The sequence below is a fragment of the Streptomyces sp. NBC_00988 genome (assembly GCF_045162645.1).
Lineage (GTDB): Bacteria > Actinomycetota > Actinomycetes > Streptomycetales > Streptomycetaceae > Streptomyces.
The window spans coordinates 6,416,012-6,430,219 of sequence record NZ_CP108730.1 but is presented as its reverse complement, the minus strand read 5'-3'; the positions used below and the strand labels follow the sequence as shown (position 1 = coordinate 6,430,219).

Genomic DNA, 14,208 nt, shown 5'->3' with positions numbered 1-14,208 from the left:
CGTCCTGTGGGGACGGCCCGCCCGAGTGACGGGAGAAGCTCCCCTAGGGACTCAGCAGGTGGGGCCCACCGCGTCGATCCTCGTGCCGAAGTTGGTGTCGTAGGCCTTGGCGTAGTCGCCGGAGACGACCGGCCGCTTCTCCTGCGGGCTCCAGTCGATGAAGCACGCGTTGGCGTTGGCCTTGAAGGAGTACACGTGGTCGTGCAGGTTGGACGGCATGTCCCGGTACCCGGAGGCGGGGCTCCACCGCCAGGGGGTGCCCGAGTAGTTCCTGTCGTGCCAGAAGCAGATCTCCCCCGCCCCGCAGTTCTCGTCCGCGCGGTGCTGCGCGGCGCTCGCCGCCTGTCCGGTGGAGGTGGCGGGGGTACGGGCCTGGGAGGGGCTGGCCGCGCCGGTCAGGGCGAGACAGGTGGCTGCCGTGGCGACGGCCAGACTCATGCGGATACGCACGGGTGACTTCCTTGCGGTCGGTGTCCACTTTCAGCCGGTCTCTTTCCGTGCGCGGCACCTTCATGCCCCGGCCGGGTCCTGGTCACCCGGACGGAGCACCCGCTCACTCGCCGGCCGCGGTCCTGTCCATGCCCGCGCGGTAGGTGCCGGGGGTGACGCCCGCCGTCCGGGCGAAGGTCTGGACGAAGGCGCTGGTCGTCGCCCATCCGCAGGCGTGGGCGGTGTCGGTGACGGTGGCGCCCTCGGCGAGCATGACCATCGCGGTGAAGATCCGGACCCGGGTGCGCCACTGGGGGAAGGTCAGGCCGAACTCGTCGCGGTAGAGGCGGGAGAGGGTGCGCTCGCTGGTGTGCACGCGGCCGGCGAGCTGGGCAAGGGTGCAGGGCTCGTGCAGGTCCTCTTCGACGAGGCGGCAGGCGTCGGCCAGCCGTTGGTCGCGGGCCGCGGGCAGGGCGACGGGCTCGGCCGTCACGCGGCGCAGCCGGTCGCGCAGCACTGTCTCGATGTGCCGGGTCTCGGTCTGCGTGAGGGTGGTGCCGGCGAGCGCGATGAGCAGTTCGCGCACCAGACTGTCGACGGCGATGACCGTGGGGCGTCCGGCGTCGAGCAGGGGCGCCCTGCCGTGGGCGGGGAAACCGATGGTGTGGAAGCGGCTCCGGCCGTGGAAGCGGTGTTCGTGCCAGGTGTTCGCCGGGATCCACACGGCGCGGTCGTCGGAGGCGATCCAGGAGCCGTGTTCCGTGGTGATCGCGAGCACGCCCGAGCTGACGTAGATCAGCTGGTGGTCGTCGTGGCGGTGCCGGGTGATGGTCTCGCCGCCACCGAGGAACCGGGTGGTGGTCGGCGCGACGGGCTCGTGGCGGATCTGCGACATGGATAGGCAGAATACGGGAAGCGCGCCGAGGGTGTTCCCGCCCATCGTGGATGCGTGACAACCATCCAGGAAGCAGACACTCCCCGTGAGGCGGGTGGTCCGCCCGGGCACTGGCGCCGGATGCGGATCTGGGCGTGCGCCCACGCCGTCGACGACTTCTACCAGGGCCTCGTACCCGCCGCGGTCCCCTACTTCGTGCTGCAGCGGGACTTCAGCTATGTGCAGGCTTCGGGGCTGGCCCTTGCCGCGACGCTCGGCAGCGCGTTGCCGCAGGTGCCGATCGGACTGCTCGCCGACCGGTTCCGGCTGCGCTGGATGTCGCCGCTGGGGGTCGGCCTGGCGGGTGTCGGGGCAGGCCTGTCCGGACTGACGCCCTCCTACCCGCTGGTCTTCGCCCTCCTGCTGACGGCGGGTGTCGGTATCGCGATGTTCCACCCGCCGGCGGGCCGCGACGCACGCCGTGCGGCCGGGGGCAGCGCCACCGCGATGAGCTACTTCGCCGCGGGCGGCAGCGTCGGCTTCTTCATCGCCCCGGCACTGGTCACACCGGCCCTGGACACCCTCGGGATGAGCGCCACGGCCCTCTTCATCCCGCCCGCCGTCCTCATGGGCTTCGTCCTGTTCCGCCACCACAACCGCACATCCGCTACGGCGGTCAGGGCGGTCCGGCGCCAGGGCAGGGACCGGCCGGGCCGGTTCGCGGCCCTGACCGCCGTCGAGATCGTACGGTCCACCATCTCGACCGGGCTGAACACCTTCATCTCGCTGTACTGGATCCGCCACCTGGAGGCGAGCAGCGGCCTCGGCGGCCTCGCCCTGACACTCGAACTCGGCGGCGGTGTCGCCGGCACCCTGCTCGGCGGACGGCTGGCGGACCGCATCGGCATGGTGCGCACCGTGCAGATCGGCAACGCGGCGATGCTGCCCGCCCTGTGGCTGATGCTGATCTGCGACGACAAATACGCCGCGCTGCCCCTCGCGCTGCTGGTCGGCCTGATCTCGAACATCCCGTTCGCCGTCCTCATCAAGCTCGGCCAGGACTACCTCCCCAGCCGCCCCGGCACCGCCGCCGGCGTCACCCTCGGCCTCGCGATGAGCGCGGGCGGACTGTTCATGCCCCTGCTGGGCCTCATCGCGACCCACTACGGCCCCCGGGGCGCCCTCGCGGTACTCGCCACGGTGCCGGTGCTCGCGATGCTGCTCTCCACGTTCCTGCGCGAACCGGCCCAGGAGGAACCGGTGCGCGCGGAGGACACGTCCCTCGCCCCTTGACGTTGCGATCGGACGTGTGAGCCTCACCCCAGTTGCTCGGCCAATCCGACGATGATGCCCTCCGGGCCGCGGACGTAGCAGAGGAGGTAGCTGTCCTCGAAGCGGGCGATCTCGCCGAGGAGTTCGGCGCCGTGCGGGCGCAGGCGGGCGACCGTGTCCTCGATGTCGTCGACGGCGAACATGACGCGGTGGGTGCCCAGGATGTTGTGCGGCCGGTCGCGCGGGCCGGCGCTCGTCGCCTCGGGGCTGCGGTACTTCGCCAGTTCCAGGCGGCTGTGGCCGTCCGGGGTCCGGACCATCGCGATGTCGCAGTGGACACCGTCGAGTCCGGTGCACTGGTCGGCGACGAGGCCCTCGACCTGCGCCCTGCCCTCCAGCTCCATACCGAGTTCCACGAAGAACGCGACGGCGGCGTCCATGTCGTCGACGACGATGCCTACGTTGTCCATCCGCTGAATCGCCATGGTGATCTCTCCTTGTTCCCGTGCGGCTGCCCTGTACGGCCGGTGGTGGCCGCTGATGTCCCTGGGACGGAGCCGGTGGCACGTTCTCGACATCCGCCGGCCGCCGGACTCCGAGAAATCTGGATCCCGGCGCCAAGCCAACACGGCCGAAGCCCCGTCCACACAAGGACGGGGCTTCGGTCACTTCTGCTCCGGTGAGGCTTACAGGCCGCCCTCACCCATTCCGTGCACGGCCGGGATCGTCCCCAGCCGGCCCTTCTGGAAGTCCTCGAAGGCCTGCTGGAGTTCCTCGCGGGTGTTCATGACGAACGGGCCGTAGTGGGCCATCGGCTCGCGGATCGGCTGGCCGCCGAGGATCGCGACCTCCAGGTCCGGGGTGTTCCCGTCCTGCTGCTCGTCCGCGCGGACGGTCAGGGACGAACCCGCGCCGAAGACCGCGGTCTGGCCCATGTGGATCGCGCGCCGCTCCGCACCGACCGAACCCTTGCCCGCCAGGACGTACGCGACACCGTTGAAGTCCTCGCGCCAGGGCAGGGTGACCTCCGCACCCGGTGCCACCGTCGCGTGGATCATCGTGATCGGCGTGTGCGTGATACCGGGGCCCTGGTGGCCGTCCAGCTCACCGGCGATGACGCGCAGCAGCGCGCCGCCGTCGGGGGTGGTGAGCAGCTGGACCTGGCCGCCGCGGATGTCCTGGTAGCGCGGGGGCATCATCTTGTCCTTGGCCGGGAGGTTCACCCACAGCTGCAGGCCGTGGAAGAGACCGCCGGACACGACGAGCGACTCCGGCGGCGCCTCGATGTGCAGCAGGCCCGCGCCCGCCGTCATCCACTGGGTGTCGCCGTTGGTGATGGTGCCGCCACCGCCGTTGGAGTCCTGGTGGTCGAAGACGCCGTCGATGATGTAGGTGACGGTCTCGAAGCCGCGGTGCGGGTGCCACGGGGTGCCCTTGGGCTCGCCCGGCGCGTACTCCACCTCGCCCATCTGGTCCATCATGATGAACGGGTCGAGGTGGCGGTAGTTGATCCCGGCGAACGCGCGGCGCACCGGGAAGCCCTCACCCTCGAAACCGCTGGGCGCGGTCGAGACGGCGAGCACGGGACGTGCCACGGCGTCGGCCGGCGCGGCCACGCGGGGCAGGGTCAGCGGGTTCTCTACGGTCACTGCAGGCATGTCGGGACCTCCTTGTGCGTCGAGTTTAGTTGAGCGTTGAACTTTCTGCTACCCCACAACAGAAGAAGCCCGGAGGACATTCCCTCCGGACTTCCGCCCGACCCGCCCGCACAGCGGGCACATCAGGGGCTCACAGCACGGCGCCCCGAGCCTCCCACAGCTCCGGGAAGAACCGTTCGCCGGTGCGCTCCCGCAGATACGCGGCCCCCGAACTGCCCGCCGTACCCCGGCCCTTGCCGATCTGCCGCTCCACGACCAGGACGTGCCGGGCCCGCCACAGCACCCAGCCCTCGTCATGGCCGAGCAGCGCGTCCGCCAGTTCCCCGAGCGGTCCCTCGCCGCGGAAGGCCGCGGCCCGGCCCGCTCGCGGGAGGCCCGCGAGGGCCGCGAGGAACCCGTCCCACAGCGTCGGCTCCAGCAGCCGCCGGTCCAGCCGGGCCCGCTCGGCCTCCGTCAGCCAGCGCATCGAGCGGGTGCGGTGGTCCCGGCGGGCCGAGAGCGCCTCGATCTCGTGGAACTGCGCGGACTGCCCGCCGCTGGCCGTGCCGAGCGCACTGCGGAACGCCTCGAAGTCGCCCGGCGCCATGGTGTCCAGCAGCGCCAGCGCGTCGAGCAGCGCCCGCTCGATCTCGCGGCAGCGGCGCAGCCGCCGTACCGCCACGGCGTTCTCGCCCGCCAGCATCCGGTCGCGGGCGTCCGTGAGCTCGACGAGGAGCTGCTTGAACCAGAGTTCGTGCACCTGGTGCACGGTGATGAACAGATGCTCGTCGTGCGCGGCCCGGGCCAGGGGCAACTGCTGGCCGAGGAGCTGCGGCAGCCGCAGGTAGGTGCCGTAGGTGAGAGTCGTGGCGGTGGTCGGGGTCGGGTTCACGGGGTCTCCTCGGGGCCGTCGTCGCGGAAGCCGTGGGCCGCGAAGTGCTCGCGGATGCCCGGGAGTTCGAAGACGCCGACGGCCGCGCAGAGCCGTAGCGTCGAGCGGGCGGTCTCGTTCAGGCGGCGGGGGTCCGGGCCGGGCCCGCAGCAGTCGTCGGCGACCCGGCGGGCGGTGTCGGGGTCGAGGCCGGCCAGCCGCAGGGAGGTGCGGACGGGGGCGAGGTCCCAGGTCAGGGCGGCCCGGATCAGTTCGGGCAGGGCGTGGGAGGCGGCCATCCGGTCGGCGGCGGACAGGTGGGTCCACAGCTCCCGGAAGAGGGCGGAGAAGAAACGGTGGTGACGGCCCTCGTCCCGGGCGTGGTCGCGCAGCAGGTCGCGCACCACGCCAACCACGGACGGGTCGCCCGGCACCTCGTTCAGGACGGCCGTGATCAGCGTCTCGAACACCACCGCCTGGAGGAGTCCAGCGAGCGCGGGCGCGCCGGGGAGCGCGCGGTGCGCGGACGTCCGTAACCGCTCGACGAAGCCGCCGTAGTCCTGGTCCGGTATCGCGATGCCGGTGACGGCGGCGATCTGGTCGGCCAGGTCGAGGCTGTAGAGGGCGTGGTAGCCCTCGTCGCAATAGACCTTGAAGGCGTCCGGGCGCAGCGCGGCGGGCAGGTCGAGTCCGGTGCGGCCGTTGGCCACGGCCTCGGCGGCCGTGTTGACGACCCGGGTCTCCAGGTGGGTCGTGGACAGCAGGAACTGGTAGAGGTGGCGCACGGTCAGCTCGCGCAGCCGCTCGGGCGGCAGTTCCCGTACGGCCTCGTGGTGGGCGTAGGGCACCAGGGCGGCCGGGAAGAAGACCCGGCCGCGCTCGGTCTCCTCGTGGAACATGCGGCGCACCCCGGTGCGGACGCCCGCCTGCTCATACCAGCGGTCGAGCGGGCCCGGTGTGGTGTCGTGCGTCGTCACGGTGTGCTCCCTTCTCGCTGAGCAGGCGGCCGAGACGGGTCAGTGCCTCCTCCACTAGGGCCGCGTCGAGCGAGTGGCAGACGCGGAACCAGCCGGGGCGGGGGGCGTGGAAGGCCTCGCCGGGCAGGATGCTGACGTGGGTGCGGTCGAGGATCTCCCGCCACAGCGCGCGTTCGCCGGCGAAGCCGGGGCGGGGCAGCCGGTCGCCCAGGTCGGCCCAGATCGAACAGCCCGCCTGCGCGGGGGCGTACGGGATGCCGAAGGCGTCGAGCAGGGCCGCGGCCCGGGCGTACGAGGCGCCGAGGCGGCGGCTGTTCTCGGCGAGGAACGCGTGCACGCGCGCGGGGTCGGCGAGGAGGGTGGCGAGGTGGGCCTGGGTGTGGGTGGAGACGGGGGCGAAGTAGGCGAGGGCGCGGGCGGCGGCGCGGGTCTCCGGGTCGGTGGTGTGCAGGACGCCCGCCTTGAAGCCGGGCAGCCCGAAGTCCTTCGCGAAGCCCCACACGGTGTGCACGCGCGCGTGCCCGGCGACCGTGCGCAGGCTGGTGAACGGGCGCGGCCCGAACACCGAGCCCGCGTAGATCTCGTCCGCTACGACGTCCACGCCGTGGTGGGCCGCGACCTCCGTCAACTCCCGCAGTCGCGCGGGCGGATGGACCTCTCCGGTCGGGTTGGCCGGGGACGCCAGTGCCACGGCCCGTACCTCCACGCCGTCGCGCCGGGCCTCGGCAAGCGTCCGGTCGACGGCGCGTACGGAGAGCCCGTGACCGTCCTCGCCGTCCGGCGGGGCGAGGAGCAGCCGGGCGCCCGAACGGCCCCCGAGGTCCGTGTCGAAGGCGCCGTAGCAGGGCGTGGGCACGACGATCGCCTCGCCCGGGTCGCACAGCACCGTCGCCACCACGTCCAGGGCCGCCGTCGCCCCGGCCACCACGACCAGGTCCTCGGGGTCGACCGGCCGCTCACCCGGCGCGGTGAGGTGCCGCGCGAGGTGCGCGCGCAGCTCCGGGGTGCCGTACAGGGGCGCGTAACGGGTGTCGCGGGCCGTCAGCGGGCGGGGCGGCTCGGTGTGCAGGTCCTGGACGAGCCGGTTCTCCGCGGTACCGAGATTGAGCCAGCCGTCGGGCCGCAGCCGGGGGTGGTACGGCAGCGCCTCCGCCCGGAAGTGCGCCTCCGCGATGGCGGGCGACCCGGCGACCAGACGGGCGGCCTGCCGGGAGACTTGGGAAGTCGCGGCTTGCCGGGAGACCGGGGTCACGGGCCGACTCCGATCGTGGGCGAAGCGGCGACGCGACGCGGGGGCCGGCGGGCAGCCGGGGCCGACGCGTGAGGAGCGGCGACCGGACCCGCGCCCGCGCAGGAGGCCGGGACCGACCGGAGGGTCCCGCCCGCACGCGAACCAGTCACCCGCCGCGCGCCCCAACAGGAAACCGAGGCCAACGCCCGAGAACCAGCGACCGGCCCAGCCCCCCGCCCGGAAGCCGGAACCAACCGCACGCCCCCGCCCGCACGCGAACCGACCACAGAACGCGCGACCCGACAGGGCATCGTGACCAACGCCCGGGAACCCACGACCGGAACCGACCGGACGACCCTGCCCACAGGAAGATCAACCACGCGACGCGGGGTCCGGCGGGAAGCCGAGACCAACCCGCGAGAGCCGACGGCCGGACCGATCCCCCGGCAGGAACTCGCCGTCACCGCTCCGCCCCCGCGCCCTCCGCCACTTCGCCGAGCAGGCCCGGCCGTACCCCGAGGCCCATCGACGCGTCGAGCACCGCTCCGTGGAGGAGACCGGCCAGTGGGCCGGTCAGGTGCCAGACCAGGTCGGCGATCTCCGTGGGGTCGATCAGGCGGCCTCGGGGCAGGGTGGATTCCAGGGCCGCGCGTTCCTGCGGGGTGAGGCCGGCCAGGGTGCTGGCCTCGAACATGGGGGTGTCCACCGCGCCGGGGCAGACGGCGACGACGTCGACGGGGTCGTGGACCAGCTCGGCGGCCAGGTGGCGGGTGAGGTAGGCGAGGGCGGCCTTGCTCATGCCGTCCGCGATCCGGAAGCCGGGGAACTGTGCGACGCCCCCGCCGACACTGGCCACGTTGACGATCGTGCCGCGCCCGCGCGCCCGCATCCCCGGCAACAACTGCTCGGTGAGCCAGAGCGGCCCGACCGCGTTGATCTGGAGGAACGCCGCGTCCTGGGTGTGGCCGGGCCCGGGGACGTAGTGCTCGACGGTCTTCGAGCCGACCGCCGCGTTGTTGACGAGCACGTCGACCGGTCCGGGCAGTTCCGCGACCAGGCGTTCGTGGTCGGCCCACTCGCCCTGGCGGAACTCGAAGGCCCGGGCCGGGTGCCGGCAGGTGCCGGCCAGTTCGGCGACCAGCCGGGCCGCGCGCTCCCGCCCCGAGTGGTACGTGAACCAGACGTGGTCGCCGCCGCGCGCGAACCGCCGGGCGCAGGCCCGCCCGATCCCCGCCGAGCCACCTGTGATGAGTACGTTCCGTGCCGCCGCCATGCGGGCCCCCGTCGGTGTGCCGCGTCCGCTGTCTGACGGAACCGCACACTTCCAGCCAACCGGGGCACGCCCTGGCGGCACCGGAAACCCCGTCGACATCTCGTCGGATCGGGACCCCGACTTCAGCGACTAGGGCAGTTGTTCAGCCGTACATCCGGCGCATCGCGAACTCCACCATCTGCTCGACCGCCTTCGCGTCGAACACCATCCGGTGCTCGCCCTCCATGTCGACGACGAAGCCGTAGCCCGTCGGCAGCAGGTCGATGACCTCGGCGCCGGTGATCACGAAGTACTTGGACTCCTTGCCGGCGTAGCGGCGCAGTTCCTTGAGCGAGGTGAACATCGGGATCACCGGCTGCTGGGTGTTGTGGAGTGCGAGGAAGCCCGGGTTGTCGCCGCGCGGGCAGTACACCTTGGAGGTCGCGAAGACCTGCTGGAAGTCCTCGGCCGCCATCTGCCCGGTGGTGAACGCGCGCACCGCGTCCGCGAGCGAGGGCGGGGACGGCTCGGGGTAGAGCGGCGGCTGCTGGCCGTAGCCGCCCACGCCGCCGGCCATCTGCTGCTGGGGCGGGACGTACCCCTGCTGAGCGCCCACGTTCTGGTCGTAGCCGTACATGCCCGCAAGAGTAACGAGTCACAGATGGACGGCTTGGGGTTGCGTCTTATTACCGACGGGTAGCATCATCGTAGCTACTGCTTAGTACACGTCTCGTCGTACCAGTCTCGACGTACATATCTTTCTACGGAGTCGTCGCCATGGGGCACTACAAGTCGAATCTCCGCGACATCGAGTTCAACCTCTTCGAGGTCCTCGGGCGCGACAAGCTGTACGGAACCGGTCCGTTCGCGGAGATGGACACGGACACCGCGAAGAGCGTCCTGGCGGAGCTGACCCGGCTCGCGGAGAACGAGCTGGCGGAGTCCTTCGCCGACGCCGACCGCAACCCGCCGGTCTTCGACCCGGAGACGAACACCGCGCCGGTGCCCGCCTCCTTCAAGAAGAGCTACAAGGCCTTCATGGAGTCCGAGTACTGGCGGCTCGGCCTCCCCGAGGCCATCGGCGGTACGACCGCCCCGCCCTCCCTGATCTGGTCGTACGCGGAGCTGATCCTCGGTGCGAACCCGGCCGTGTGGATGTACTGCTCCGGGCCGGCCTTCGCCGGGATCCTCTACGACGAGGGCAACGACGTACAGAAGAAGATCGCGCAGCTGGCCGTGGAGCGGACCTGGGGGTCCACCATGGTGCTGACCGAGCCCGACGCGGGTTCCGATGTCGGTGCGGGCCGTACCAAGGCCGTCCAGCAGGACGACGGCTCCTGGCACATCGAGGGTGTCAAGCGCTTCATCACCTCCGGTGAGCACGACATGGAGGAGAACATTCTTCATTACGTGCTCGCGCGGCCCGAGGGGCATGGGCCGGGCACCAAGGGGCTCTCCCTCTTCCTCGTGCCGAAGTTCCTCTTCGACGTCGAGACCGGCGAGCTGGGCGAGCGCAACGGTGTGTACGCGACGAACGTCGAGCACAAGATGGGCCTCAAGGCGTCCAACACGTGTGAGATGACCTTCGGCGACCGGCACCCGGCCAAGGGCTGGCTCATCGGCGACAAGCACGACGGCATCCGCCAGATGTTCCGGATCATCGAGTTCGCCCGCATGATGGTCGGCACGAAGGCCATCTCGACGCTGTCGACCGGCTACCTCAACGCCCTTGAGTACGCCAAGGAGCGCGTCCAGGGCTCCGACCTGGCGGCCTTCGGCGACAAGGCCGCGCCCAAGGTCACCATCACGCACCACCCGGACGTGCGCCGCTCGCTGATGACGCAGAAGGCGTACGCCGAGGGCATGCGCGCCCTCGTGCTGTACACCGCGTCGATCCAGGACGCGATCGCCGTCAAGGAGGCCGAGGGCGAGGACACGGCCACCGAGCACGCGCTCAACGACCTCCTCCTGCCGATCGTCAAGGGGTACGGCTCCGAGAAGGGCTACGAGCAGCTCGCGCAGTCGCTGCAGACCTTCGGCGGCTCCGGGTTCCTCCAGGAGTACCCGATCGAGCAGTACATCCGGGACGCCAAGATCGACACCCTGTACGAGGGCACCACCGCGATCCAGGGCCAGGACTTCTTCTTCCGGAAGATCGTCCGCAACCAGGGCGCGGCCCTCAACTCCCTCGCCGAGGACATCAAGAAGTTCCTCGCGCTGGGCACGGGCGGCGAGGACCTGGCGGGCGCCCGCGAGCACCTCGCCAAGGCGGCCGTCGAGCTGGAGGCCATCGTCGGCCTGATGCTGACCGACCTCGCGGCGACCGAGCAGGACGTCAAGAACATCTACAAGGTGGGCCTCAACACCACCCGCCTGCTGCTCGCCTCCGGTGACGTCGTCGTCGGCTACCTGCTTCTCAAGGGCGCGGCGATCGCCACCGAGAAGCTGGAGACGGCGTCGGCAAAGGACAAGCCGTTCTACACCGGCAAGATCGCGGCTGCGAAGTTCTTCGCGGCCAATGTTCTGCCCGGCCTGACCCTCGCCCGGAAGGTGGCCGAGGGCGTAGAACTGGACCTGATGGAGCTGGACGAGGCAGCCTTCTAGACAGCCTCGCACCAGCCCCGCACCACGTTCCGGGACAGACCGGAACAGCTTCGCGAAACCCCACATCGCCCCTGCGAGGGCCCGCTCCCGGCGCCGGGAGCGGGCCCTCGTACGTCGTTAAGGTGAACCCCATGAGCGAACCCTCCCGCTTCGACCGCGGCCACACCGACGACCTGTTGTCCTTCCTGGCGGCGAGTCCCACGCCGTACCACGCCGTGGCGAACACCGCCGAGCGGCTGGAGAAGGCGGGATTCAGGCAGGTCGCCGAGACGGACGCCTGGGACACCGGGACATCAGGGTCCGCCGCGGGGACCGGCGGCAAGTACGTGCTGCGTGGTGGCGCGATCGTGGCCTGGTTCGTCCCCGAAGGTGCGGTCCCCCACACCCCCTTCCGCATCGTCGGCGCGCACACCGACTCCCCGAACCTGCGGGTCAAGCCGCGTCCCGACACCGGCGGGCACGGCTTTCGCCAGGTCGCCGTCGAGATCTACGGCGGGCCGCTCCTCAACTCCTGGCTGGACCGCGATCTCGGTCTGGCCGGCCGGCTGACCCTGCGGGACGGTTCGACGCGCCTGGTGAACGTGGACCGGCCGCTGCTCAGGGTGCCCCAGCTCGCCATCCACCTGGACCGTTCCGTGTCGGCGGAGGGGCTCAAGCTGGACAAGCAGCGGCACCTCCAGCCGATCTGGGGCCTCGGCGACGACGTCCGCGACGGCGACCTGATCGCCTTCCTGGAGGAGGAGTCGGGGCTCACGCCGGGCGAGGTCACCGGCTGGGACCTGATGACGCACTCCGTGGAGGCGCCCGCCTACCTGGGCCGCGACCAGGACCTGGTGGCCGGTCCGCGCATGGACAACCTGCTGTCTCTGCACGCCGGCGCGGCCGCGCTCGCCTCCGCCGCCGCCCGCGAGAACCTGCCGTACATCCCCGTGCTCGCCGGTTTCGACCATGAGGAGAACGGCTCGCAGTCCGACACGGGCGCGGACGGGCCGCTGCTCGGCAGCATCCTGGAGCGCTCGGTGTTCGCGCGCGGCGGGTCGTACGAGGACCGGGCGCGGGCCTTCGCCGGAACCGTCTGCCTGTCCTCCGACACCGGGCACGCGGTGCACCCGAACTACGCGGAGCGGCACGACCCGACGCACCACCCGCGGGTCAACGGCGGACCGATCCTCAAGGTCAACGTCAACAACCGCTACGCCACGGACGGTTCGGGCCGCGCGGTGTTCGCCGCCGCCTGCGAGAAGGCCGGCGTGCCCTTCCAGACCTTCGTCTCCAACAACTCCATGCCCTGCGGCACGACGATCGGCCCGATCACCGCGGCCCGGCACGGCATCAAGACCGTCGACATCGGCGTGGCGATCCTCTCGATGCACAGCGCCCGCGAACTCTGCGGCGACCAGGACCCGTTCCTGCTGGCCAACGCGCTGACCGCGTTCCTGGAGGGTTAGTCAACTCCCGCCTGGCGCATGGGTGTTGCCGTCCCGGGTACCCGGAGGCGGACCGGGCCGACCGGACCGGACAGGGAGGCGACACTCATGGGCCTGGGCGGATGCATCATCCTCATCGCCGTCGGCGCGATCCTCACGTTCGCGACCGACTGGCACATGCAGGGGGTCAATCTCGACCTGGTCGGCATCATTCTCATGGTCGTCGGGCTGATCGGGGTCGTGACGTTCAGCAGCATGGCCCGGCGCCGACGCGTGGTGATACCGGGTTCGACGACCGTCGTCGAGGACGACGAGACGCGCGGCTACCGCGGCGCCTGAGCAACGTAGTCCGGAGCGGGTACACGGTGGATACGTGGGCGTAGTCCGCACTCGGGCCGAATCGCCCGCACAAGACATCCACAGACAACCGTGAGCAATCCGTGACGCAAGTCGTATTGTGCGGTTGTGTGAACCTCGTGAAGACTCTGAGCAGTTGAGGGTCCGGGGAGAGGCAGCCCCGGGCCCGTCTCACGATCTTCACGGGGGAGGCCGCTGCCGTGCTCGAACCACGGCTGGTGGTCCTCATCCCGGCCCACAACGAAGCGGACCGCATCGGCGCCGCGATCGAGGGCCTGTGGCGCCAGACCCGCAAACCCGACCTCATCGTCGTCGTCACGGACAACTGCACCGACGACACCGCCGCCGTGGCCGCGTCGCACGGAGCGGAAGTCTTCGCCACGCAGGGCAACCTGCACAAAAAGGCCGGCGCCCTCAACCAGGCCATTGACTGGGTCCTGCCCCACCTCGAAGAACGCGACCTGCTGCTCGTCCAGGACGCGGACACCGTCCTCAACCCCTGGTTCAGCGAGACCGCGATGGCCACCTTCAACCGCAAGGTCGGCGCCGTCGGCGGAGTCTTCTACGGCGAACAGGGCGGCGGACTCCTCGGCCTCCTGCAGCGCATGGAGTTCCAGCGCTACGCCTGGGAGTTGAACCGCACCGGCGGCAAGGCCCAGGTCCTCACCGGCACCGGCACGATGTTCCGCGCCCGCGTCCTGCGCGAGGTGCGTCAGGCCCGCCACGACCGTCGCATCGGCGGCGGCGACGGCTACTACAGCCTCGCCTCCCTCACCGAGGACGACGAGATGACCAAGGCGGTCAAGACCCTCGGCTACCGCGCCATGTCCCCGGCGGGCTGCGCGGTCACCACCGAGGTCATGACCAGCCTCCCCAAACTCTGGCACCAACGCCTCCGCTGGCAGCGCGGCGCCCTGGAGAACCTCCGCGACTACGGCTGGACCAAGGTCACCGCCCGCTACTTCCTCCAGCAGTTCCTGATGGGCTTCGGCGCCCTGTCGTTCCTCGTCTACCTGACCTTCATGGCCACCTACACGACGATCTACGGCTTCCCGGGCATCTCCCCGTTCTGGACCGCCATCGGCCTGATCTTCGTGGTCGAGAAGATCGTCTCCGTACGCCGCGCCGGACCCGTCGCGGTCCTGGTGGCCGCGCTGATGGTCCCGGAGATGCTCTACGACCTCTTCCAGCACGCCGTCTACTTCACCTCCCTGTGGGGCCTGGCCCGCCGCAGCGAGGAGAAGTGGGTGGCCACCTAGTCCACCCCTCACACAGCC

General features: G+C 71.0%; 14 protein-coding genes. 5 read left to right on the top strand and 9 right to left on the bottom strand.

Annotated elements, in window-relative coordinates:
* Positions 1-51: 51 nt before the first annotated feature.
* Both OG496_RS29495 and OG496_RS29490 read right to left on the bottom strand, forming a co-directional pair.
* Entirely contained in the window at positions 52-450 is a 399-nt protein-coding gene (locus tag OG496_RS29495; RefSeq protein WP_405973029.1) for a peptidase inhibitor family I36 protein, read from the bottom strand.
* 103 nt (positions 451-553) lie between these two features.
* Entirely contained in the window at positions 554-1,324 is a 771-nt protein-coding gene (locus OG496_RS29490) for an AraC family transcriptional regulator (protein WP_405973028.1), read from the bottom strand.
* Positions 1,325-1,444: 120 nt separating this feature from the next.
* Between OG496_RS29490 and OG496_RS29485 the strand changes: the two genes are divergently transcribed.
* Complete coding sequence (locus OG496_RS29485) at positions 1,445-2,596, top strand: MFS transporter (protein WP_405976727.1); 1,152 nt, start codon at positions 1,445-1,447, stop codon at positions 2,594-2,596.
* Positions 2,597-2,619: 23 nt separating this feature from the next.
* Here the strand turns inward: OG496_RS29485 and OG496_RS29480 are convergent, their stop codons facing one another.
* From OG496_RS29480 to OG496_RS29450, 7 genes are all read right to left on the bottom strand, one after another.
* On the bottom strand, positions 2,620-3,060 hold the full coding sequence (locus OG496_RS29480) for a VOC family protein (RefSeq protein ID WP_405973027.1): 441 nt from the start codon (positions 3,058-3,060) through the stop codon (positions 2,620-2,622).
* A 201-nt stretch (positions 3,061-3,261) separates the two neighbouring features.
* Positions 3,262-4,233, bottom strand: a complete 972-nt coding sequence (locus tag OG496_RS29475) for a pirin family protein (protein ID WP_078622785.1) — start codon at positions 4,231-4,233, stop codon at positions 3,262-3,264.
* Positions 4,234-4,363: 130 nt separating this feature from the next.
* Positions 4,364-5,104 carry a tryptophan 2,3-dioxygenase family protein gene (locus OG496_RS29470; protein ID WP_405973026.1) on the bottom strand — a complete coding sequence of 247 codons (741 nt, stop codon included), beginning with the start codon at positions 5,102-5,104 and terminating at the stop codon, positions 4,364-4,366.
* Positions 5,101-6,060, bottom strand: a complete 960-nt coding sequence (locus tag OG496_RS29465; RefSeq protein ID WP_405973025.1) for a diiron oxygenase — start codon at positions 6,058-6,060, stop codon at positions 5,101-5,103. Before OG496_RS29465 ends, OG496_RS29470 begins: the two co-directional genes overlap by 4 nt.
* The gene (locus OG496_RS29460; protein ID WP_366494704.1) at positions 6,014-7,312 is read right to left on the bottom strand and encodes an aminotransferase class I/II-fold pyridoxal phosphate-dependent enzyme; all 1,299 of its coding nucleotides are present in this window, start codon (positions 7,310-7,312) and stop codon (positions 6,014-6,016) included. The genes OG496_RS29465 and OG496_RS29460 overlap by 47 nt, the downstream gene beginning before the upstream one ends.
* A 439-nt stretch (positions 7,313-7,751) precedes the next feature.
* The gene (locus tag OG496_RS29455) at positions 7,752-8,564 is read right to left on the bottom strand and encodes an SDR family NAD(P)-dependent oxidoreductase (RefSeq protein ID WP_405973024.1); all 813 of its coding nucleotides are present in this window, start codon (positions 8,562-8,564) and stop codon (positions 7,752-7,754) included.
* A gap of 142 nt (positions 8,565-8,706) precedes the next feature.
* Positions 8,707-9,180, bottom strand: a complete 474-nt coding sequence (locus OG496_RS29450) for an SseB family protein (protein ID WP_019073480.1) — start codon at positions 9,178-9,180, stop codon at positions 8,707-8,709.
* Between the two features lie 140 nt (positions 9,181-9,320).
* Here OG496_RS29450 and OG496_RS29445 point away from each other — a divergent pair, with 140 nt between their 5' ends.
* The 4 genes from OG496_RS29445 to OG496_RS29430 all read left to right on the top strand — a co-directional run bounded on the left by OG496_RS29445 (position 9,321) and on the right by OG496_RS29430 (position 14,190).
* Positions 9,321-11,147 (top strand): acyl-CoA dehydrogenase, encoded by a 1,827-nt coding sequence (locus OG496_RS29445; protein WP_366494707.1) that lies wholly within the window; start codon positions 9,321-9,323, stop codon positions 11,145-11,147.
* A gap of 131 nt (positions 11,148-11,278) precedes the next feature.
* Positions 11,279-12,595, top strand: coding sequence for a M18 family aminopeptidase (locus tag OG496_RS29440; RefSeq protein WP_405973023.1), 1,317 nt, complete (start codon positions 11,279-11,281; stop codon positions 12,593-12,595).
* An 87-nt stretch (positions 12,596-12,682) separates the two neighbouring features.
* On the top strand, positions 12,683-12,913 hold the full coding sequence (locus tag OG496_RS29435; RefSeq protein WP_405973022.1) for a DUF6458 family protein: 231 nt from the start codon (positions 12,683-12,685) through the stop codon (positions 12,911-12,913).
* A gap of 218 nt (positions 12,914-13,131) precedes the next feature.
* Positions 13,132-14,190: a glycosyltransferase gene (locus OG496_RS29430; RefSeq protein WP_405973021.1), complete on the top strand. Its 1,059-nt coding sequence runs from the start codon at positions 13,132-13,134 to the stop codon at positions 14,188-14,190.
* The last annotated feature ends 18 nt before the right edge of the window (positions 14,191-14,208 follow it).